Genomic DNA, 18619 nt, shown 5'->3' with positions numbered 1-18619 from the left:
GCGCCGCGGCGACGCTCGAACCGATGTTCAGCTGGCGCGTGCTGTGGCTGCTCGGCCTGCCGACCGGCGCGATCATCATCCTGCTCAACCGCTTCATTCCCGAGTCGCCGCGTTTCCTTTCGAGCATGGGCCTCGAGCACGTCGCGCGTGCCGTGCTGCGCAAATTCGTCGGCCCCGCACGCGACGGCCTGGAGCGCGAGGACGCCGCGCATCCCGGTCCGCCGGTGATCGACGAACAGCATGCGGCGTCGGGCATCCGCATGCTGATGCACGGTCGCCATGCGCGCATCACCGCGGGCCTCGTCGTCTGCGGCATCGCGTGGGGGCTGGTGAACTTCGGCGTGCTGCTGTGGCTGCCGGTGAACCTCACCGCGCTCGGTGTCGACGCGAAGGCGACGAGCGCGCTGCTCGCGAAGTCGGCGGTCTATGCGTTGCCCGGCATCGCCGTCGTCGTATGGCTGTATCACCGCTGGAGCAGCTATCGCGCGCTCGTGCTGTTCATCGGCCTCACTGCGCTGTCGCTGCTCGCGCTCGGGGCGATCGGTTCGCTCGGCCTGCGTTCGCAGGCGGTGGTGATCGCAGTGGTCGTCGCGCTGCTGGTGAGCGTGAGCGGCGTGATCGCGATGCTGATCCCGTACGCGGCCGAGATCTATCCGGTGCACCTGCGCGGCACCGGATCGGGTGCGGTCGCGGCGAGTTCGAAGCTCGGCGGCATCATCGGTGCGGGGCTGGGCGTGTACGGCTTCTTCCAGAACTTCGCGATGTCCGCGTTCCTGATCGCGATCCCGATGGTGGTGTCGATGGTGATGCTGCTGATCAGCGGCATCGAGACGCGCGGCGTGCGCCTCGAGGATATCCAGACGTCGTTGGAAACCTGATCGCGTCGCGAGTCGACGGCGCTTGCATGGCGTCGTCGACCGCGCGGTCTACATCGACCTCGCCCGCTGCGTACGAATCGCTGCGCGATGGAACAGCCAGGCCGACGCCAGCCACATCGGCACGAACAGGCCGGCCGCGGGCAGACCCTTGCCGTCGTGGCCCGCGAAACCCGCGAAGACCGCCGCGCATGCCTGCGCGCTCGCCGTGACGAGCAGTACCGTCGCCATGCCGCGCGCCCGCAGGCGCACGAGAAGCGCCCCGATCGCAGCGACGAGCAGCACGCCCGCGAACACGAGATTGGCGGCGTCGTTCTCGCTGTCGATGATGCCGACCGCCAGGTTCACCCACACCAGCAGCAAGCCGGTCGTCACGGCGACGCCCGCGCCGGCGCGATACCAGCGATCCGACGACATACGCCTCGCGACGTCGTACAGCGCGCACGTGCCGTAGAGCAGCACGCCCGCAACGACGAAATCGGACGCGGTCCAGTGCACGCCCTCGGCACCGACCGACATCGCGATCGCGGGCAACACGAGGATGGCGGTGGCGACGATCCACGCGGCGGGCGTCCAGCGCGTGCGGGGTGGAAGGGCAGGGGCGGGCGTGGCCATGGGCGGTCTCCGGTGAGCGTCGACGCCAGCCTGCGCGGCGATCGTGGACCGTCGATGGCCGCTGTGTGAAGCGAAAACGAAGTCCGCGGCGGTCTACAGCGCGAGCCGGAAGCCGTAGACCGGGAAGCCCTGCTGCAGGAAATCGAGATCCTCCGAGCGGCGGAAGCCGAGGCGCTCGTACATCGCCCAGGCCGGCTTCATCGCGGCGGTGGTGTGCAGGATCACCTCGCGACGGCCGTCGCGGCGCGCCTGCTCGATGCAGTGCTGCGTCAGTCGCTTGCCGATGCCGCGGCCCTGCAGCGCAGGATCCACCGCGAGCAACCGGAACCCCGCGGCGTCGTGCTCGTCCGCTGCGACGCCCGACGCGCCGTAGTGCGCCATGTCGGCGAAATACACGACGCCGCCGAGCAGCGCATCGTCGTCGTCGAGCGCGGTGAACACCGTCGCGCCGCGCACGCGCGTGAAGCGCGCGACGTCCGCCAGCAGTGCGTAGTACTGCGGCTGTTCGTCGGGCGTCGGAAAACCATCCAGCGCGGAGTACGCCGCGACCATCAGGCGACCCAGGCGTTCGCCGTCGGTCGCGCGCAGCGGAAGGATGGTGATGTCGGACATCGGCGACGTCTTACTGGGAAACCGGCCGCATCGTAGCGCGCCGATCGCGACGTCGTGCCGTGCAAATCACCGGGCCCGCCGCGAAGCGGGCCCGGCAGTTCCGCGATCAGCGACGCGAGCTGGACTTCCTCGCCGTCGACTTGCGGGCGCCCTTCTTCGCGGCGGTCTTGCGGCCGCTCGACTTGCGTGCGCTCTTCTTCGCAGCCGACGCGCGACCGCCCTTCTTCGCCGCGGCCTTGCGTGCGGTGGAGGTGCGACCGGTCGACTTCTTCGCGGCCGACTTGCGTGCACCCTTCTTCGCCGCGCTCTTGCGTGCGCCGCCCTTCTTGGCCGCCGTCTTGCGCGCGCCACCCTTCTTCGCGGCGGTATTGCGCGTCGCCTTCTTGGCCGTGCTCTTGCGCGCACCGCCCTTCTTCGCGGCCGTCTTGCGGGCGCCCGTCTTCTTGGCTGCGCTCTTGCGCGCACCCGCCTTCTTCGCTGCGGTCTTGCGGCCGCCCGACTTCTTCGCGGCCTTCTTGGTCGACTTGCGACCGCCGGACTTCTTCGCGCCGCCGTCCTGCTTGTTCACCGTCGCCCAGGCGATGCGCTCGGCGGACTCTTCGGACCGGCCGCGATCGCGCTCGCTGTCTTCGATGTGTTCGGCCTGGCGCTTCTGCTTACTCGAATACGACGACTTGTCACCACGGGGCATGTCGTTCTCCTCAATGGGCGCTCGGGGTTGCGCCGCGCTTCGAATAGCAACGGAGTTGTCGACGTAATGACAAGAGATCGATGCCTGATCGCGCGGGTCGACACGCGGAGGCATCGCGCGACGGCGCCTCGCGGGTGCAGTTCGAGTGGCGTGGATTGCGGTTCGCGACGCGCGGCGGCGTCGGTCGCAGCACAGTCCGCCACATCGCGTCGCGAACCTTCCGCATGCGGAGGTCGCGGAACATCACCGCAGTGATGATGGTCCCGCGCAGGCTGCGGCGCGCATCGATCCGCTCGATGGAGCCGCGCCGCCCGGCCGCCGACGATCGCGTCAGCTCGCGGCCGGCCGGATGTGCAGGCCGAGCGCCTCGGCGATCGCGCGCATGTTCTCGTCATCGCGGCTGTGCGCCATCCAACCCGCATGCAGGTCCGGCCCCGCGTCGCGCACCCACAGCGTGTAGTGGTGCTCGCGCAAGCGATGGAAGGCGGTGTCGAGCAGCGCCGGCACGTCGGTGTCGTCGAGGAAGTCGTCGTCGGTCGGATCCTCGACGCCCCAGTCGATGCGCAGGTCGAAGCGTGCGGCGAGCTCATCCACACTCTCGACCAACCCGCGCGTGTCGCCTTCCGCCACGTGGAAGCCGGACTTCCAGTCGATCGCTTCGCGCAGCCCGTCCATCGCGACGTCGATGTCGTCGGTGCCGCCGGTCGCCTCATGCCACGCGGCGAACTGCGCCTGCGCGGCATCCTCGTCGCCGGGGTTGATCACCAGCAGCAGCTGCCAGATCACCGCTTCGAGCGCGGCCTCGTCGTCGAGGTCGGCCTCGTCGCCGAACGCGTGCGCGAAGTTGTCGTCGGGGTCGTAGTCGGAATGCATGGCGCGAGGCTCGACGGACGGGCCGCCATCATCGCGCGGAACGCCGCATCGCGCGACGCTCAGCCCGGCCAGTAGCCGTCCGGCCAGCGCTGCATCACCGCGCGGTAGCTGTCGGGATCGACGTACCACATCTGCGGCGCGCGCCAGCCGACGCACTTGCCGTCGAGGCGAAGCGTCAGCTGCTTCGGGTTCTCACCGAGCAGTGCGCACAGCTGCGCCCAGTTCGGCGCGGTGATGGACACGAAGTCCTGCGGCGGGCGAGTCGATCGGATGGCGGGCATGCCGCCAGTCTCGACGCCGCGATCTCACGGATTGAGAAGCCTTGCGGAACGCGGGGTTGCGCGTCAGCCCTTGCGCACCAGCACCACGCCTGCGACGACGAGCGCTGCGCCGGCAATGCGCGCCATGCTGACGGGCGAGCGCGGCAGGCCGAGCGCGCCGTGGTGGTCGAGCCACAGCGCCATCACGATCTGCCCGGCGACGCCGATGGTGATCAGGGCCGCCAGGCCGATGCGCGGTGCGGCGTACGCCGCGATCGCCACGTAGCTCGCGCCGTACAGCCCGCCGATCCATGCGTACCAGGGCAACGGCCCGAACGACGCGACCGCGGGCCGACTGCCGCTCGCGAGCCAGGCGACGAACAACGCCAGTGTGCCGACGGCGAACGAGATCAGCGCCGCGAGCAACGGCGAGCCGCCGGCGCGCGCGAGCATCACGTTGGTGGGCGCCTGCAGCGCGATCGCGCCCCCGGCAAGAAGGACGAGCAGCATGGGAACGAGCGTCATCAGATTCACGGCAGATCCTGTCGCGGTGCGTCAATCGCACGGATGCGACATCCTCGCCGATTCCGCGTCGAACGTCGGCCGGGCACGGCGCGTTGCGTACCCGGCCTTCGTCGTGGTCACGGATCAGAAGCTGGCGCGCATGCCGACGGTGTAGACGTCGCGGTCGTCGCCGGCTTCGACGCCCGCGGTGATGCCCCATGTGTCGGTGAGCTTGTATTGGCCGCCGACTTCGAGCGAGTACCGGCTGCCGCCGAAACTTCCGTCCGTGTAGTGCGCCTTCGCCCAGCCCTCCACGTGATCGCCCATCGCGCCGCGCACGCCGGCGCTGGCCCGCCAGGTATCGGACGTGTAGGCCCACTCGTCGTTGCGCAGGTAGCTGCCTTCGCCGATGAGTTCGACGCGCGGTGCGATGCGGTAGCCGTAGCCGACACCGAACTGGGACGTCGTGTTGTCGACCTCGTCGCCCGAACCGACGTCGCGCGTGCCTTGCCGGTACATGCCGAAACCGTAGAAGCCGCTGGTGCCGAACGCCGCGGAGCCTTTGAGATATCCGCCGTCGTAGTTATTGTCGGTCCCGACCCACGAGGGCAGGTTGTCGTGCAGGCGCGATACACCGGCTTCGACATAGTTGTGCGACAGCTCTTCCGCGGAAGCAATGCAGGGAACGACCGCCACGAGCGACGTGGCGAGGAGGAGCACACTCTTCATGAGATTCCTTCGTGCATGAAACCCGCGATGCGGGGCAGTCCGCCGTGGACCGCGCAACACGGACCGGCGAAGGACACAGCCGGTTCGAGTTAAGTTGCTGTTGGTTCAGAAAGCGGCTGTAGGCGCGACGTCGCGCGAACAAGCCCGACATCACGACTTAACGCATTCGTGTGCGTACAGATCGCATCGCTGATGCGGCCCGACACGAATAACGCCACGCGTCGCCTCGCGCCGATCGATCGAGCCGCGTCGTCCACGTGCGTCGGCATGCGGAAGACGTCGCGATAGTGAGAAGCCGCGAGCCGCCGACCGACGGTCGACGCCTTCGCCATGCACTCCGCCAATCTGCCCGCCCCACCCGAGGAGAACGAGCATGTACATCGACGGATTCGTGCTGCCCCTGCGCGAGGACAAGCTGGGCGACTACACGACGATGGCCGAGACGTTCGCACGCAAGGCGAAGGCTGCGGGCGCACTGGCGTCCGTCGAAGCGATGGGCGATGGCCTCGAACACGGCCACACCACCGACTTCTTCCGCGCGGTGCAGGCGCAGGATGGCGAGAACGTGGTGTTCTCCTTCGTCGTCTGGCCCGACAAGGCCACGCGCGACGAAGGCTGGAAGACGATCATGGCCGATCCCGACATGCAGCCCGGCGCGCAGCCGATGCCGTTCGACGGCAAGCGCATGTTCTGGGGTGGGTTCAAGCCATTCGTGAGCACGCTCGAGGTGCGCTGACGACAGGGTTTGGAAGGGCCGACCGTTCGCACGGTCGGCCCGATGCGCGGGTTACTGCCCCACGCGACCGCGCTGCAGCGTTTCCGCATCGAGGTTGAGCAGCGGCGTCGCGCCGCCTGACACCGTCGGCAGATGGCCGTCCCAGCGCTTGATCGCTTCCAGCTGCGCTTCCACGCGACGCAGTTCGATCAGCTCCGGCGTCACCGCCGCACGCTGCGCCTGCAATGCCACCGCCTGCGCTTCCGCGTTGAGCTTCTGCGATTCGGCGAGGCCCTTCGCCTCCGCCACCTTCTGCTCGGCTTCGACCTGGATGCGCGCCAGGTCGCGCTCGGCCTTGAGCTTCTGCTGCTCGGCGACCGTCTTGGCTTCGATCGCCTGGTCGAACGACTCGCTGAACTTGAAGTTCGTGATCGCGAATTCGTCGACGACGATGCCGTGGCGCTGCAGGCGGTTGTTCACCGCGAAGCGGATGCGGTCGGACACTTCCGGACGCTTGGTCACCAGCTCCTCGGCGGTGAACAGCGCGGTCACCGCCTTCATCGCTTCCTGCACCGTCGGATCGATGATGCGCGGCTCGATGTTGTCGAACTCGCCGATGGTGCGATACACGCGCACCACCTGCTTGGGGTCGACGTGGAAGTTCAGTACCACCTGCGTGCGCACGCGCTGCAGGTCGCGCGACGCCGCTTCGCTCTCGGTCTCCGAGCGCTCGATCAGCACCGGCATCTTGTAGACGGTCTGCATCAGCGGCGTGCGCCAGTGCAGGCCTTCGGCGAGCACTTCGTCCGACGCGCTGCCGAACGTGAGGCGGATGCCGCGATGGCCGTTCGGCACCACGGCGAACGGCAGGAACACGAACAGCGCCACCAGCGCGATGAGCGCGCCGACGATCCAACGAACGAAACGCGCACCTGACCGACCCTGCGGCCCGGCGCCCAGCGGGTTCAAACGCATCGAATTTCCCCTGATTGCAATGAAGGCGCGGCGGCGACGCCGACGGCGCGCCGGCGTCCCCGGCCGGCAGTGCGTATGAGACCACCGCGCCCGCCGCCGTACCAGCGCGGCGGGTTCACGTATCCATATCTCGCGCCGCGACGTCCTCTATGCTCGACGCATCGACATCCCGTCGTGCCGCGCAGCGCGCAGGCTCGACCGTCCCGGAGCCCGCGCGTGATCGACCTGCAGCCTTCGACGTCTCCCGCCACGCCCCCGACGCGACGCCCGTTCTATCGCCACCTCTCCGCGCAGGTGCTGGTCGCGATCGTCGCCGGCGTGCTGCTCGGCCACTTCGAGCCCGCGATCGGCGCGTCGCTGAAACCGCTGGGCGACGCCTTCATCAAGCTGGTGAAGATGATCATCGGGCCGGTGATCTTCCTCACCATCGTGACCGGGATCGCCGGCATGACGCAGCTGCGCAGCGTCGGCCGCGTCTTCCTCAAGGCGATGGCCTACTTCCTGTTCTTCTCGACGCTGGCGCTCGTGGTCGGCCTCGTGGTCGCGCATGTCGTGCAACCGGGCGCGGGCATGCACGTCGACATCGCGACGCTCGATCAGACCTCGGTGAAGACCTACGTCGAGAAATCGCACGACCTCACGCTGACCGGCTTCCTGCTCGAGATCATTCCCGACACGCTGGTCAGTCCGCTGGTGGGCGACAACATCCTGCAGGTGCTGTTCGTCGCCGTGCTGTTCGGCGTCGCCCTCACGCTGACGCGCGATCGCGCGCAGCCGGTCATCGATCTGCTCGATGCGCTGCTCGCGCCGGTCTTCCGCGTCGTGCACATGCTGATGCGGCTGGCACCGATCGGTGCGTTCGGCGCGATGGCGTTCACCATCGGCAAGTACGGGCTCGCGGCGCTCGCGAACCTCGCGTGGCTGGTCGGCTCGTTCTACATCACCGCGTTGCTGTTCGTGCTGGTGATCCTCGGGCTCGTCGCGCGCCTGTGCGGCTTCTCCATCCTCAAGCTGATCCGTTACCTCAAGGCCGAGCTGCTTCTCGTGCTCGGCACGTCGTCGTCCGAATCCGCGCTGCCGTCCTTGATGGAGAAGATGCAGCAGGCCGGCTGCGGCAAGTCGGTGGTGGGCCTCGTGGTGCCGACTGGTTATTCGTTCAACCTCGACGGCACCAACATCTATATGACGCTCGCCGCGCTGTTCATCGCGCAGGCCACCGACACGCATCTCACGCTCTGGCACCAGATCGCGCTGCTGCTCGTCGCCATGCTGAGTTCGAAAGGCGCGGCCGGCGTGACCGGTGCCGGCTTCATCACGCTCGCCGCGACGCTCGCGGTGGTGCCGGAAGTGCCCGTCGCCGGCATGGCGCTGATCCTCGGCGTCGACCGCTTCATGAGCGAATGCCGCTCGCTGACCAACTTCATCGGCAACGCGGTGGCGACGGTCGTCGTCGCGCGCTGGGACGGCGAACTGGATCGCGATGCGTTGCAGGCCGCGCTGAATGGCTCAGCCGCGACGCAGGTCATCGACTAGCGCGATACACCGTCCGCACGTCCGCACGTCCGCACGTCCGCACGTCCGCACGTCGGCACGCACTGCCGGTCGCCGCATCCACATGCGACCATACGCGCAGCGGCGCAAGGGGAGCGCCGGAGCCCGACCATGACCATCAAACGATCGCTGCTCGGCGCGCGTCGCGCCGTGCTTGTTCCGTGTCTCGTCCTGTTCGCTGCGCTGGTGGCCAGCGCGCCCGCCCGTGCACAGGTGGGCGCCCGCATAGGCGAGGAAGCCATCACGCTACCGGTGCCTGCACCGGGTTACAGCCCGGCGCCGGACAGCAATGCGCAGCTCACCGCGCTGCTCGAATCGTTCGTGACGCCGGCGAACCGACGGCTCGCGTCGTTCTTGGCCGACGGCGACCTCGCCGATGCCATGCGCGGCAACCTGCACCAGATGCCGCGGCACTTCGAGGCGCAGACGATGCGCAGCGTAGAGACGCAGACGGTATCGACTGCGGACTTCCGCAAGCTGCAGCCGATCATCGACCGCCAGCTGCAGCAACAGACGGTCGCCATTCGCGACGAGGTCAACCGCAGCTTCGGCAATGCCAACGCGACGCTGACGGAGGCGAACGGCGCCAGCACTGCGATATCGGTCGAAAGCATGGAGCCCATGCCGGTGCACGAGCAGTCCGACCACTCGCTGCAGGTGTCAATGCGGACGGCCTATCTGCGGCGCATCAGCGGACAGGTCGATCGCTTCACCGTCGTCGCGTCGATGGGCATCGTGAACGTCAAGGGAAAGGTGCTGTTCCTCTACGCCTACGGTGGCGCCGACGACCTGCAATGGACGCGCGATCACCTGCGCACGTGGGTCGCCTCCACGCTCGCGGCGAACGATTCCGCGTCGTCCGGTTCGACGCTGACGTCGAGCCCCGTTGCGAACAGGGCGACGGCATCGGGCGAGTCCGACGCCAATCCGGGCCGCCTTCTCGGCAAGGTGATCGCGGGGGTGCTGCTGCTCGGCCTGTTCGCCGGCATCGTCGTGATGATCCGCCGCTGAGTTCCGCTGACGACATGGCGGACGACGGCGTTGCATCGCGCGCGGCGCCGCCGCACGCGGAACTCACCACCCGTGGCTCCACTTACGCGACGCAATCATCGCGTCGCGTAAGTCACGCCGATCAGGCGTGATAACGCGCCGCCGGCCGATCCCGCGACACGTTCACGACCAGCTCCTTCTCCGCATCGACATATGCGTCCCAGTCGGCCGTGTCCGGCAGCGACGGGATGCAGACCTGTTCGTCCATCTCCAGTGCACGCAGCGAGGCGACGACGAGGTCTTCGGCCGACATCACGCGCTCGGGCGGGAAATTCGCAATCGCGTTGCCGGCGATCTCGTGGAAGTCGGTCGCGATGACGCCGGGAATCAGCAACTGCACCTGCACGCCGGTGCCCGCGGCTTCGGCCTGCATGGTGCGGGTGAACGCCATCACGTAGTTTTTCGATGCGCCGTAACCGGCGTTGCCCGGCATCTGCATGAACACCGTGCCGGATGCGACGTTGATGATGCGGCCGCGCCCGGCGGCGACCATCCGGCCCATCGCGGCGATCGACAGCCGCGTCAGCGCGAGCACGTTGACGCGCAGCATCGCGTCGGTCGCGTCCGCATCGAGTTCGGCGACGCGACCGCGCACGGCGTAACCGGCGTTGTTCACCAGCAGGTCGACCAGGGGATCCGCACGGAGTCGATCGACCACGCGCTGCACGCCGCCATCGCTCGCCAGGTCGGCCGGGAGGACTTCGACGTCGACGCCGTGCGCCTCGCGCAGCGACGCCGCGAGTTCCTCCAGGCGGTCGGCACGACGCGCAACGAGCACCAGCGCGTGGCCGGTGCGCGCGAGGTGCTGGGCGTAGAGGCGGCCGATGCCGGCGGAGGCACCGGTAACGAGTGCGCGGGGTGGAGGCGTCATGCGCGGGATCTCGGGATGCGGGAACGGTGCTTCTAGCAGACGCGGGTTAAACGCGCGTAGCGACAGCGGGCATCCACCGATGCAGCTCGGCGCGATCCGCTCAGTCCGGAATCGGATACGACGGGATCGGTGCCAGCACGCTGAACGTGTCCTTCTTCGGCTTGTCGTCCAGCGGCGGGAGCGTCAGCTTGGGCTCGTCGATGTAGGTGTCGGGCAGGCGGTCGAGCAGGTCGCGGATGAGCGTCAGGCGTCCGCGCTTCTGGTCGTTGAAGTCGACCAGCGTCCACGGCGCGTCGTTGGTGTGCGTCACCCGCAGCATGGCGTCGCGCGCTTCGGTGTAGTCCTGGTAATGCGTGCGTGCCTGCAGGTCGATCGGCGACAGCTTCCAGCCCTTGAGCGGGTCGTCCAGGCGCTCGGCGAAACGCTCTTCCTGCTTTTTCTGGTCGACGCAGAGCCAGTACTTGAACAGGCGGATGCCGTCGTCGACGAGCAGCCGCTCGAACATCGGCGCCTGCCGCAGGAATGCCGCGTACTGCGCATCGGTGCAGTAACCCATGACGCGTTCGACGCCGGCGCGGTTGTACCAGCTGCGATCCATCAGCACGATCTCGCCCGCGGCGGGAAGATGCGCGACGTGGCGCTGGAAATACCACTGCGCCGCCTCGCGATCGGTCGGCTTCGGCAGCGCGACGGTGCGGCACTGCCGCGGATTCAGATGTTCGGAAATCGCCTGGATCGCACCGCCCTTGCCCGCGCCGTCGCGGCCCTCGAACAGCACCAGCACGCGCTCACCCGTGTGCTGCAGCCAGCGCGCCATCTGGATGAGCTCGAGCTGCAACGGACGCAGCAGTTCGTGGTACTGCTTTTTCTTCAGCTCGCTCATCGCGCGTCTCCGGAATCAGGCGGGGCCGCGTACGCGCAGCGTCAACCCGCGCAGGAAATAGCGCAGCAGCTGGTCGCGGCACGGGCGGTAATTCGGATGCGTGCGCTGCCGGAAGAGTGCGCTCACCTCGGGCCGCGACACCGGATGCCCCGCGTCGGCGAACGCCTGCCCGATATCGATGTCCTTGAGCTCGAACGCGACGCGCAGCTTCTTCAGGATCTCGTTGTTGCTCAGGCGCGTTTCCGGCGCGCGCACGGGCGCATCCTCGCGACGGCCGCGGAAATGGATCACGAGTCCATCGAGGAACAGCGCGAGCAGGCGGTCGTCGAGGGGCGCGTAGCCGGGCTCCTCGTCCTTGCGCAGGAACGCCTGCACCTGGTCGCGGTCGAGCACGACCGACGGATCGGCGAGCTGCACGAGTTCGGCGACGTGGGCATCGCTCAGGTCGAGCATGTAGCGCACGCTGCGGAGGACGTCGTTGGTGATCATGGCGGACGGTGCGACGGGACGCTGCGCAGGATAGGCGAGTCGGGCCGGGTTCGACGTGTAGCTCCGGTCAGGTGGTGGACTCCGAGCGCAGGCGTACGCCCGCCTCGCTGTCGCCGTCGATGCCGACCGTCACGGCGATCGGCCGGCTGCGGACGGTGCTAATGCCCGTAGCTCATCACGCGCGTGATCTTCCAGCCGTCGGCGGTGCGTCGCCACACGTGCAGGAAGTTGAAGGTCCCGCAGTCGTTGCGCCCGTTCTCCACGTGGCAGAAGCGGTGCTTGCCGATCTCCATCGCGCCGTAGTCCTTGACCGGATACACGCGCAGGCTGCCCGGCACCAGTTCGCGACGCAGGCCGTTGTCCTGCGCGAGCAGGCGCCGGAAGTCCTCCTGCACACGGTCGTAGCGTTGCAGGCCGTCGGCGTCATGGAAGAACTCGAGGTCGCGATCGAATAGCGCCATCAGCGCATCGGCATCGTGCCGGTTGAAGGCATCGCTTACGGCTGCGTCTCGGCCGGCGATTTCCCGATACAGCGAGGAGGTCGGCGGCTCCGCGCCGCGGTCGCCTTCGGACACCGCCGTGGTCGGTGTCGTGGCGCAGGCGGCGAGCATCGGGACGAGAGCAGAGACGAGGGCGACGCGGATGGACTTCATGGCGGATCTCCGGTGGACGGACGCGCGAGACGCTGCATGCGTCGCCGATCACACCACGACGGCGGCACGTCCGGCACCACATCCGCGATCGGTGCGATGGGCGGCATTGCGACAACGCACGGGCGCCGCCAGTCGTCGGCCCACGGTTGCGACGTCGCAAATCGACCCGTCACCATTCCGTTGTGGCGTAACGCACGTGCCGTCCCATCCCACCCATTTCGCCGGAGCCCGCATGTCCCGTTCCCCACCGCGTATCCCCGCATGGCTCGCCGCGCTCGCGCTCTGCAGCGTCGCCACCTCTGCGCAGGCCGCCGACGTCGCACTCGCGCGGCTCGACTGCGGTAGCGAGCCCGAGCCGGTCAGCGTCGCCTCGTTCTCGGACACGTTCGAGCACGAAGCGCTCAAGCTGCCGCTGACCTACAGCTGTTACGTCATCCGCCACGGCGATCGCTACCTCGTCTGGGACACCGGCAACGCGATGGACGGCGCGCCGGACGCGCCGAAGGTCTCGCTCGTCGACCAGCTCGCGCGCATCGGCGTCAAACCCGATGCCGTCGACTTCGTCGGCATCAGCCACTACCACAACGACCACACCGGCCAGGCCGCGTCGTTCCCGAAGGCCACGCTGCTGATCGGGCAGGGCGACTGGGCGGTCATCAGCGCCGACGCGCCGCCGGCAGGCGTCGACGCGAAGTCGCACGCCGCACGCCGCGCGCGCTTCACCCCGTGGCTCGTGGGCGGCGGCAAGGTCGTGCCGGTCACCGGTGATCGCTACGACGTCTTCGGCGACGGCTCCGTGCTGCTGCTCGACCTGCCCGGCCACACGCCCGGCCACCACGGCCTGCTGGTCAAGCTCGACCGCACGGGCAACGTGCTGCTCACCGGCGACGTCACCCACTTCCGCGAGAACTACGCGAGCGACGGCGTGCCGACGTGGAACAGCAACCGCGCCGACTCGCTGGCGTCGCTGGATCGCTTCAAGAAGACGGCCGCGAACCTCAAGGCGACGGTGATCATCCAGCACGATCCGCGCGACATCGGAAAGCTGCCGGTGTTTCCGGAGTTCGCGAAGTAGGCGTTCCGGTGTGATGCATCGGAAAGGGCCGGTCTTTTTCGCCGGCCCTTTTCATCAGCGGGGTGTGCACCGTCGCGTTCGTCGCGGCGACGAGAATGGCCGACGCACGATGGCGGCACCACCCGCGTCGACTCGCGCGCGCTGCATCAGCTCGTCAGATATCCGACTCGGATTGCACACGCACATCGGCATCGCCCTCTGCATCCACATGGACGATCACCGTCATCGGCCGGCAGCAGACCGTGCAGTCCTCGATGTACGTCTGATCGCCCGCACTCGCGTCGACGAACAGCGTGATCGGCTCGCCGCAGTAGGGGCAGGTGGTGTCGAGGGTGGAGAGCATGACGGCTCCGTTCGCGCGCGATGCTCAGAGCTTGCGCGGTGTGCGTGTGATTTCGACGGGAAGACCGAGCGCCGCCGCGAGCGCTTCGCCCGGCGACTCGCCGTTGGCGATGCGCTGCGACACCACACGGACGTCGGGTGTGCCGGGCCTGCCGGCCAGCGTCACGCGTTCGGCCTCGTGCATCGACGTCGTGCGGTTGCCGGAGTTCAGCACGCGCTCGACGCACACCGCGCGGAAGCGGTCGATTGGGAACGTCCCCGCCGGCCCGGGCATCGGCACGCCCCAGACGCGGCCCGCGCGCGCTTCCACCGCGTCGCGCGTGATCCGCCCTTCGGCGCCCGGCTGGAAACGCAACAGCACGACGCCGAACGCGACGAGCATGGCGTCGATGACGAGCGTGCCCGCCGCACCCACCACGTCGCCGCGGATGGCGAACATGTAGAGGCCCGCGAACACCATCACGGCGAGGAGCGCGAGCACCAGCTGGACGACGGGGCGTGTGCCGCGTCGGGTGTCGAACACGTAGGGAAGAGTGATCGGCATTGGCTGTCTTCGTCTTGTGGCGACGGTGCGTTGGCTATCGGTCTACGACGCCGCGTCATACCCGAAAACGCGCAGCTCCTGCGCGCAGCGGCACGCCTTCGCCAGTCGCGCGGCCCATGCGATGGCGTCCTCGCGCGACGCAAGCTCGAACACCGCAAACCCGCCATTGAGCGGACGCGCATCCCGATAGCCGCCGTCGACCGCCGCGCCATCGGCGGACACGAGCGCGACGGGCACGCTCTCGTCGATGCCACCGGCGAAGACATAGACGCCGGCCGCTTTCGCGTCGTCGATCACGGCGTGGGAGTCGCGCACGACGGCGTCCCATTCGCCCTCGGGGACGATCATGGCGGCGGCGGGGAAGGAGATGAGGTACTTGGCCATCGCGGCATTCCGTCGTTTCGTTCGTTATCGGGGGGCGGCGTTGCAGACCGGGCGGCCCCGTGCATCGCCGCGCCCGCGTTGCATTCCCTTCCATTGCGCGGAAGGTGACCACCCAACGCACCTTACTCGACGGTACCGCCGCCCGCGACGCGCGAATCCCCGCGATCGCTACACTGGCGACCCGTCTGGAATTCCGCCGATGACCGACACGTCCGGTGACCCGCTGTACCGGCTTTACGGCGAGATGGCCGCGGTGAAGGCCGTCGTCGGCGTGATGCTTCCCTTCAGCGCGCAGCCGCAGGCGTTGCTGGCCCTCATCCAGTCGCTCGAGCAGGCGACGATGGAAACGCTCGGCGCACTGCCGGCCGATCATCCGATGCGCGACGGCTTCCAGGGCACGCTCGAGAACTACAAGCTGATCCTGACGAAGTCGCTGGAAGACGCGATGCGCGCGGCCAACGACGGCGCGTAGTCGTTCGTCGGGCGTTGTGCACAGACCGGCCGTCGCGCCGTCAGCCGATGAGACGCCGGCGACGCAGTGTTGACCGATGCCGCCGCTGACTCGAGCCGACCTTCCCGACATCGCACTTCCGCCGGGCTTCCGCTGGGCCTGGACCGACTACGGCGCGCAGATTCATGTGTTGCATGGCAACGCACCGACGTGGATCAGCGTGGCGTCGGTCAGTGAGACCTACTACGGCTCGTACGAAGTGCTGACCGGGCGACATCGCCGCGTGCACATGCGGCGCTGCTTCTCGTCCCTGCCGCGCGCAGTGCGGTTCGCGCATCGGTGGATCGTGATGCGTGCGGACGACGTCGCGGATGAGCTTCAGGGGCGCAGGAAGGATCCGACGCTCGCGCTGGATCCGAGCGAGCACGATTGGCGGGAGGTGCGTGCGGGGCGCGGGCGACAGTCGCGCGTCGCGACGCGGTCGATGAATCCGCATGCGTCGAAGGGGGTCTGTCGGATCGAGCGGCCTTCGAAGGGCGGGCTCGGGTAACCGTCGCGCGGAGCGCGCTCACCTTTGCGCGACCTCGTCGCTCTCAGGCAGCGCCGAATCGCGACGTGGCGACGGCCGACATCGCGTCGGCCGCCTTTCGGGTCTTGCGTGGCCCGTTCGCAGACGAGGTCGAGCACGTGCCGCGTTGCGCTGCTTCTCAGCGGCGATCGAAGCGGCACGTCGCCCGTCTCCTGCCGCCTTGGACCGGCGCGATCAGGTCGGAGCGAACGGCTTCGCGACCTTCTTCTCGTTCTTGGCGGCGCGCTTTTCCTGCGGCGTCTTCGCCGGCTTCTTCTTCGTTTCCTTCTTCCGGTCCATACCCTTGCTCATGGCGCACTCCTGTCCGCCGCAGGGGAGCTGCGGCACGCGCGCAGCATGGCAGGTAAAGCGTGGAGCCGGGATGCGGTCGTCGCCGCATGTGCCTGCTTGGAGGCGGCCGTGGTCGCGGCGGGTGTCGGCTGCTGGGCGGTGGATGCTTAAGGACGCCGAGCGCGTCTCGCAGGCAGCGCCGGATTGCGGAGAGGCGACGACCGACATCGTGTCGGCCGTCTTTCCGGTCTTGTAGCGGTCTGCAGTGGGTCGACCGTCAAGTCCGGGACTAGTGCTTGCCCGACGAATTTTTTTCGTCGTCAACCTTCGCCAAATGCGTCTCGACGTCGCGTTGGGCGATCAGAACGAGTTCCTGTTGCACGACCTGTTCGAGCGGCGTGCCTTGGACGCTCGGCATCGCCGCGAGCGCCATTAGTCGAGTGCGGGCCGCGTCGAAGCGTCCAAGACGTCGCTCCAGCTCGCCCGCGATCTGCTCGTACGACGCGCGTTCCTCGCTGCTCATCTTCGAGTTGCCGGCAAGCGCGGCTTCGAAGGCATCGAGAGCGGCAGATGCGTAGCGTTGGTAACGGGGCGTCTTCTCGACCTCCCACGTCGCGCGGAGAAGTGCGCTTGCGATGTCGCTGCTCGAAGCACCAAGCTTTTCCATTAGTCGTGAGATGAGGAAATAGTTCGACTCGGTCTTCTGCAGCGCCTGGTATTCGGGCGATAGAACGAACGGCTGGAGCGTTTTGATCTCCGCCGCGGTGAACTTCTCCTTGAACAGCACGAATCCGTTGGTCGGACATTTCGCCATCGGCCACGGCGCGGCGATCGCGCCCACCGGGCGACGATCCAGGTTCTGACCGAACTGCGTTCCCGACATGGCGAGCGTAGCGGTGAAGGACTCGCCGCCGATGGGGCATTTCAGCTTGATCGGCATCAGCGTCATGGCCGACGCAGTGCCGGCCAACACGGCAAGGGTGAGCGTTGCAGCGGACAGGGCGATTCGCTTCATGATTTCGACTCGGGTGGAGTGCTCTTTCGAAACGTCCACTGGGCGGAATTGGGGTTGGTGGTGAAATCGCCCGATCTGCTCAATCCACGGCCTTACGCACCCAGCAACTCGACCTCGAACTTCAGCGTCGCATTCGGCGGAATCACGCCACCCGCACCGCGCGCGCCGTAGCCCAGGCCGGGCGGACTGATCAGCGTGCGGACGCCGCCTTCGCGCATGCCCTGCACGCCTTCGTCCCAGCCCTTGATGACCATGCCGCCGCTTAGCGGAAAGATGAAGGGCTCGCCGTGGTCTTTGCTCGAGTCGAACTTCTGGCCCTGCTGGCCGTTCTCGTACAGCCAGCCCGTGTAGTGCACGACGACGTTGCGACCGGGCTTGGCTTCCGGGCCGGTGCCGACGACGGTGTCTTCGTACTGCAGGCCGGATGCGGTGGTGGTGTAGGGCATGGCAGTCATCCTGTCGGCGAATCGAATGGCCCCAAAGTGTAGCGGTCAGCAGGAACGGGGATTTCCCGTTCGCTTCTTCAGTAACCGGACCGGCTGTCCCGGTGCTGCTGACGGGGCCGGCGACACCGCGCGTCGACCGTTCGCTTCTTCCTGCCTGGAACGACAAACGAACGTCGCGGACAGATGCCGAACCGCACTTTGCAACGCTTGTGCGCTTTGCTTGAATCGCCGCGCCCGCACTACGCGGATCGGCCGGAGCATGCGCTTGTCGAATTACCTGTTGAACACCTCCGTGAAGTCCAGCGACCCGCGCGTGCTGAGCGACGCGATCGCCGCAGGCGGCGACGTGCTGGAAGTGGCGGAGTGCGTGTACGGCCTGCCGCTGCCGTGGCTCGCATGTTTTCGCAGCGAGGATCTCTCGCCGGGCGCCATCCTCCTCGAAGACGGCGTCGCGGAAGTCGCCTTGCCCTGCATCGACGTCGCCACTGCGCGTCAGCGGCTAGAAGCGGCGGCGCCGCTGTTCGAGCAGCTGGCCGCGGGTTCGCCCGTCGCACGCGAATGGCATCGACATGCGCTCGATGGGCTGGCCGCGTTGCGGCTGCCGTACCTGACGCTCGACATCGGCGGGTTGCTTGCGCTCGACAGCCCGGAGAGCGCGGCCCACATGGTGGCGCGCGCGATCGCATGGGGCGACGACTGGTTCGACGTGTTCACCGGTGAGATCACCGCCTACACGCCCGGCGTGTCGCCTTACCCGCCCGAGGCGTTCCACGCCAACGACGGCATCGACGACGACGCGCGCATCGAGAACACGGTCGCGTTCGATCCGGCGTTCGACCCGAATCCGTTGGCGCGGCCGGCGGTTTGACGCTTGTTTGCAGGTCTCGCCCGCGAGTGCGGGCGCTGCGTTCGATTTGATTGCGGTAGCTGGCGGGGTCTGTCCGCCGGCTTCGGTGTTCGCATGGTCGCGAGACGTGGAAGGCTGCGCCGAGGTCGCTCGGGCGCGATGGAGAAAGAGCGTTTCGTGCGCTGCGCGCCCGAGTTACTTTCTTTGCCGGTGCAAAGAAAGATAACCAAAGAAAGCACCTTCCTCGACAAATCTACAGCCTGCGCGTGCTGATTCCTGGCGATCGCCACACTCGGCATCCTGCCTCGGG

Annotated in this window: 25 protein-coding genes; 8 read left to right on the top strand and 17 right to left on the bottom strand. The window is 67.8% G+C overall.

Going from position 1 to position 18619, the window contains the following annotated elements:
• Positions 1-878, top strand: an 878-nt coding sequence (locus EVS83_RS14655) for an MFS transporter (RefSeq protein WP_133501797.1), incomplete at its 5' end; no start/stop codon positions are given.
• Positions 879-926: 48 nt separating this feature from the next.
• Here the strand turns inward: EVS83_RS14655 and EVS83_RS14650 are convergent.
• The 7 genes from EVS83_RS14650 to EVS83_RS14620 form a co-directional block, all read right to left on the bottom strand.
• Complete coding sequence (locus EVS83_RS14650) at positions 927-1490, bottom strand: hypothetical protein (protein WP_133501795.1); 564 nt, start codon at positions 1488-1490, stop codon at positions 927-929.
• 93 nt (positions 1491-1583) lie between these two features.
• Complete coding sequence (locus tag EVS83_RS14645) at positions 1584-2102, bottom strand: GNAT family N-acetyltransferase (RefSeq protein ID WP_133501793.1); 519 nt, start codon at positions 2100-2102, stop codon at positions 1584-1586.
• Between the two features lie 106 nt (positions 2103-2208).
• Positions 2209-2793, bottom strand: coding sequence for a histone H1-like repetitive region-containing protein (locus EVS83_RS14640; protein WP_133501791.1), 585 nt, complete (start codon positions 2791-2793; stop codon positions 2209-2211).
• A gap of 330 nt (positions 2794-3123) precedes the next feature.
• Positions 3124-3666: a DUF6630 family protein gene (locus EVS83_RS14635; protein WP_133501789.1), complete on the bottom strand. Its 543-nt coding sequence runs from the start codon at positions 3664-3666 to the stop codon at positions 3124-3126.
• 59 nt (positions 3667-3725) lie between these two features.
• Positions 3726-3947 (bottom strand): hypothetical protein, encoded by a 222-nt coding sequence (locus tag EVS83_RS14630; protein WP_133501787.1) that lies wholly within the window; start codon positions 3945-3947, stop codon positions 3726-3728.
• 63 nt (positions 3948-4010) lie between these two features.
• Complete coding sequence (locus tag EVS83_RS14625) at positions 4011-4451, bottom strand: DMT family transporter (RefSeq protein ID WP_208108762.1); 441 nt, start codon at positions 4449-4451, stop codon at positions 4011-4013.
• 123 nt (positions 4452-4574) lie between these two features.
• Complete coding sequence (locus EVS83_RS14620; RefSeq protein WP_133501783.1) at positions 4575-5159, bottom strand: hypothetical protein; 585 nt, start codon at positions 5157-5159, stop codon at positions 4575-4577.
• A 373-nt stretch (positions 5160-5532) separates the two neighbouring features.
• Between EVS83_RS14620 and EVS83_RS14615 the strand changes: the two genes are divergently transcribed.
• Positions 5533-5895, top strand: coding sequence for a DUF1428 domain-containing protein (locus EVS83_RS14615; RefSeq protein ID WP_133501781.1), 363 nt, complete (start codon positions 5533-5535; stop codon positions 5893-5895).
• Between the two features lie 51 nt (positions 5896-5946).
• Here the strand turns inward: EVS83_RS14615 and EVS83_RS14610 are convergent, their stop codons facing one another.
• Positions 5947-6849: a prohibitin family protein gene (locus EVS83_RS14610; RefSeq protein WP_133501779.1), complete on the bottom strand. Its 903-nt coding sequence runs from the start codon at positions 6847-6849 to the stop codon at positions 5947-5949.
• Positions 6850-7074: 225 nt separating this feature from the next.
• Here EVS83_RS14610 and EVS83_RS14605 point away from each other — a divergent pair, with 225 nt between their 5' ends.
• Complete coding sequence (locus EVS83_RS14605; RefSeq protein WP_208108764.1) at positions 7075-8382, top strand: dicarboxylate/amino acid:cation symporter; 1308 nt, start codon at positions 7075-7077, stop codon at positions 8380-8382.
• A 129-nt stretch (positions 8383-8511) separates the two neighbouring features.
• Complete coding sequence (locus EVS83_RS14600) at positions 8512-9411, top strand: hypothetical protein (RefSeq protein WP_133501775.1); 900 nt, start codon at positions 8512-8514, stop codon at positions 9409-9411.
• Positions 9412-9532: 121 nt separating this feature from the next.
• On the opposite strand, the gene EVS83_RS14595 is transcribed toward EVS83_RS14600, so the two are convergent.
• From EVS83_RS14595 to EVS83_RS14580, 4 genes are all read right to left on the bottom strand, one after another.
• Positions 9533-10321 carry an SDR family NAD(P)-dependent oxidoreductase gene (locus tag EVS83_RS14595; protein ID WP_133501773.1) on the bottom strand — a complete coding sequence of 263 codons (789 nt, stop codon included), beginning with the start codon at positions 10319-10321 and terminating at the stop codon, positions 9533-9535.
• 100 nt (positions 10322-10421) lie between these two features.
• Positions 10422-11204 (bottom strand): polyphosphate kinase 2, encoded by a 783-nt coding sequence (ppk2, locus tag EVS83_RS14590; RefSeq protein ID WP_133501771.1) that lies wholly within the window; start codon positions 11202-11204, stop codon positions 10422-10424.
• A gap of 15 nt (positions 11205-11219) precedes the next feature.
• Positions 11220-11693 (bottom strand): YehS family protein, encoded by a 474-nt coding sequence (locus EVS83_RS14585; RefSeq protein WP_133501769.1) that lies wholly within the window; start codon positions 11691-11693, stop codon positions 11220-11222.
• A 158-nt stretch (positions 11694-11851) separates the two neighbouring features.
• A complete protein-coding gene (locus EVS83_RS14580) occupies positions 11852-12346 on the bottom strand; it encodes a YybH family protein (protein WP_133501766.1) in 495 nt (164 codons plus the stop codon).
• Positions 12347-12578: 232 nt separating this feature from the next.
• Between EVS83_RS14580 and EVS83_RS14575 the strand changes: the two genes are divergently transcribed.
• The gene (locus EVS83_RS14575) at positions 12579-13421 is read left to right on the top strand and encodes an N-acyl homoserine lactonase family protein (RefSeq protein ID WP_133501764.1); all 843 of its coding nucleotides are present in this window, start codon (positions 12579-12581) and stop codon (positions 13419-13421) included.
• A 154-nt stretch (positions 13422-13575) separates the two neighbouring features.
• On the opposite strand, the gene EVS83_RS14570 is transcribed toward EVS83_RS14575, so the two are convergent.
• The 3 genes from EVS83_RS14570 to EVS83_RS14560 are packed head-to-tail and all read right to left on the bottom strand — an operon-like array spanning position 13576 to position 14691.
• Complete coding sequence (locus tag EVS83_RS14570; RefSeq protein WP_133501762.1) at positions 13576-13764, bottom strand: CPXCG motif-containing cysteine-rich protein; 189 nt, start codon at positions 13762-13764, stop codon at positions 13576-13578.
• Positions 13765-13788: 24 nt separating this feature from the next.
• Positions 13789-14307 (bottom strand): hypothetical protein, encoded by a 519-nt coding sequence (locus EVS83_RS14565; protein WP_133501760.1) that lies wholly within the window; start codon positions 14305-14307, stop codon positions 13789-13791.
• Positions 14308-14349: 42 nt separating this feature from the next.
• Positions 14350-14691, bottom strand: a complete 342-nt coding sequence (locus EVS83_RS14560; RefSeq protein ID WP_133501758.1) for a YciI family protein — start codon at positions 14689-14691, stop codon at positions 14350-14352.
• Between the two features lie 199 nt (positions 14692-14890).
• Between EVS83_RS14560 and EVS83_RS14555 the strand changes: the two genes are divergently transcribed.
• Together EVS83_RS14555 and EVS83_RS14550 are read left to right on the top strand one after the other, a co-directional pair.
• The gene (locus EVS83_RS14555) at positions 14891-15163 is read left to right on the top strand and encodes a hypothetical protein (protein ID WP_133501756.1); all 273 of its coding nucleotides are present in this window, start codon (positions 14891-14893) and stop codon (positions 15161-15163) included.
• 76 nt (positions 15164-15239) lie between these two features.
• Positions 15240-15692: a hypothetical protein gene (locus tag EVS83_RS14550; protein ID WP_133501754.1), complete on the top strand. Its 453-nt coding sequence runs from the start codon at positions 15240-15242 to the stop codon at positions 15690-15692.
• A gap of 598 nt (positions 15693-16290) precedes the next feature.
• Here EVS83_RS14550 and EVS83_RS14545 read toward each other — a convergent pair.
• The gene (locus EVS83_RS14545; protein WP_133501752.1) at positions 16291-17016 is read right to left on the bottom strand and encodes a hypothetical protein; all 726 of its coding nucleotides are present in this window, start codon (positions 17014-17016) and stop codon (positions 16291-16293) included.
• 92 nt (positions 17017-17108) lie between these two features.
• Positions 17109-17462 (bottom strand): FKBP-type peptidyl-prolyl cis-trans isomerase, encoded by a 354-nt coding sequence (locus tag EVS83_RS14540; protein ID WP_133501750.1) that lies wholly within the window; start codon positions 17460-17462, stop codon positions 17109-17111.
• Here EVS83_RS14540 and EVS83_RS14535 point away from each other — a divergent pair.
• The gene (locus EVS83_RS14535) at positions 17461-18330 is read left to right on the top strand and encodes a hypothetical protein (RefSeq protein WP_133501748.1); all 870 of its coding nucleotides are present in this window, start codon (positions 17461-17463) and stop codon (positions 18328-18330) included. The two genes, EVS83_RS14540 and EVS83_RS14535, sit on opposite strands and share 2 nt — an antisense overlap.
• Positions 18331-18619: the final 289 nt, after the last annotated feature.

This window comes from Cognatilysobacter terrigena, from assembly GCF_004361065.1.
GTDB classification, from domain to species: Bacteria; Pseudomonadota; Gammaproteobacteria; order Xanthomonadales; family Xanthomonadaceae; genus Cognatilysobacter; species Cognatilysobacter terrigena.
The sequence above is the reverse complement of the archived record's forward strand: the minus strand, read 5'-3'. Positions and strand labels throughout refer to the sequence as shown.

Bases quoted from the DNA above. Each gene is read 5' to 3' on its own strand.
- EVS83_RS14650 (WP_133501795.1), bottom strand. From the start codon at position 1,490: ATGGCCACGCCCGCCCCTGCCCTTCCACCCCGCACGCGCTGGACGCCC.
- EVS83_RS14645 (WP_133501793.1), bottom strand. From the start codon at position 2,102: ATGTCCGACATCACCATCCTTCCGCTGCGCGCGACCGACGGCGAACGC.
- EVS83_RS14640 (WP_133501791.1), bottom strand. From the start codon at position 2,793: ATGCCCCGTGGTGACAAGTCGTCGTATTCGAGTAAGCAGAAGCGCCAG.
- EVS83_RS14635 (WP_133501789.1), bottom strand. From the start codon at position 3,666: ATGCATTCCGACTACGACCCCGACGACAACTTCGCGCACGCGTTCGGC.
- EVS83_RS14630 (WP_133501787.1), bottom strand. From the start codon at position 3,947: ATGCCCGCCATCCGATCGACTCGCCCGCCGCAGGACTTCGTGTCCATC.
- EVS83_RS14625 (WP_208108762.1), bottom strand. From the start codon at position 4,451: ATGACGCTCGTTCCCATGCTGCTCGTCCTTCTTGCCGGGGGCGCGATC.
- EVS83_RS14620 (WP_133501783.1), bottom strand. From the start codon at position 5,159: ATGAAGAGTGTGCTCCTCCTCGCCACGTCGCTCGTGGCGGTCGTTCCC.
- EVS83_RS14615 (WP_133501781.1), top strand. From the start codon at position 5,533: ATGTACATCGACGGATTCGTGCTGCCCCTGCGCGAGGACAAGCTGGGC.
- EVS83_RS14610 (WP_133501779.1), bottom strand. From the start codon at position 6,849: ATGCGTTTGAACCCGCTGGGCGCCGGGCCGCAGGGTCGGTCAGGTGCG.
- EVS83_RS14600 (WP_133501775.1), top strand. From the start codon at position 8,512: ATGACCATCAAACGATCGCTGCTCGGCGCGCGTCGCGCCGTGCTTGTT.
- EVS83_RS14595 (WP_133501773.1), bottom strand. From the start codon at position 10,321: ATGACGCCTCCACCCCGCGCACTCGTTACCGGTGCCTCCGCCGGCATC.
- ppk2 (WP_133501771.1), bottom strand. From the start codon at position 11,204: ATGAGCGAGCTGAAGAAAAAGCAGTACCACGAACTGCTGCGTCCGTTG.
- EVS83_RS14585 (WP_133501769.1), bottom strand. From the start codon at position 11,693: ATGATCACCAACGACGTCCTCCGCAGCGTGCGCTACATGCTCGACCTG.
- EVS83_RS14580 (WP_133501766.1), bottom strand. From the start codon at position 12,346: ATGAAGTCCATCCGCGTCGCCCTCGTCTCTGCTCTCGTCCCGATGCTC.
- EVS83_RS14575 (WP_133501764.1), top strand. From the start codon at position 12,579: ATGTCCCGTTCCCCACCGCGTATCCCCGCATGGCTCGCCGCGCTCGCG.
- EVS83_RS14570 (WP_133501762.1), bottom strand. From the start codon at position 13,764: ATGCTCTCCACCCTCGACACCACCTGCCCCTACTGCGGCGAGCCGATC.
- EVS83_RS14565 (WP_133501760.1), bottom strand. From the start codon at position 14,307: ATGCCGATCACTCTTCCCTACGTGTTCGACACCCGACGCGGCACACGC.
- EVS83_RS14560 (WP_133501758.1), bottom strand. From the start codon at position 14,691: ATGGCCAAGTACCTCATCTCCTTCCCCGCCGCCGCCATGATCGTCCCC.
- EVS83_RS14555 (WP_133501756.1), top strand. From the start codon at position 14,891: ATGACCGACACGTCCGGTGACCCGCTGTACCGGCTTTACGGCGAGATG.
- EVS83_RS14550 (WP_133501754.1), top strand. From the start codon at position 15,240: ATGCCGCCGCTGACTCGAGCCGACCTTCCCGACATCGCACTTCCGCCG.
- EVS83_RS14545 (WP_133501752.1), bottom strand. From the start codon at position 17,016: ATGAAGCGAATCGCCCTGTCCGCTGCAACGCTCACCCTTGCCGTGTTG.
- EVS83_RS14535 (WP_133501748.1), top strand. From the start codon at position 17,461: ATGGCAGTCATCCTGTCGGCGAATCGAATGGCCCCAAAGTGTAGCGGT.
- EVS83_RS14540 (WP_133501750.1), bottom strand. From the start codon at position 17,462: ATGCCCTACACCACCACCGCATCCGGCCTGCAGTACGAAGACACCGTC.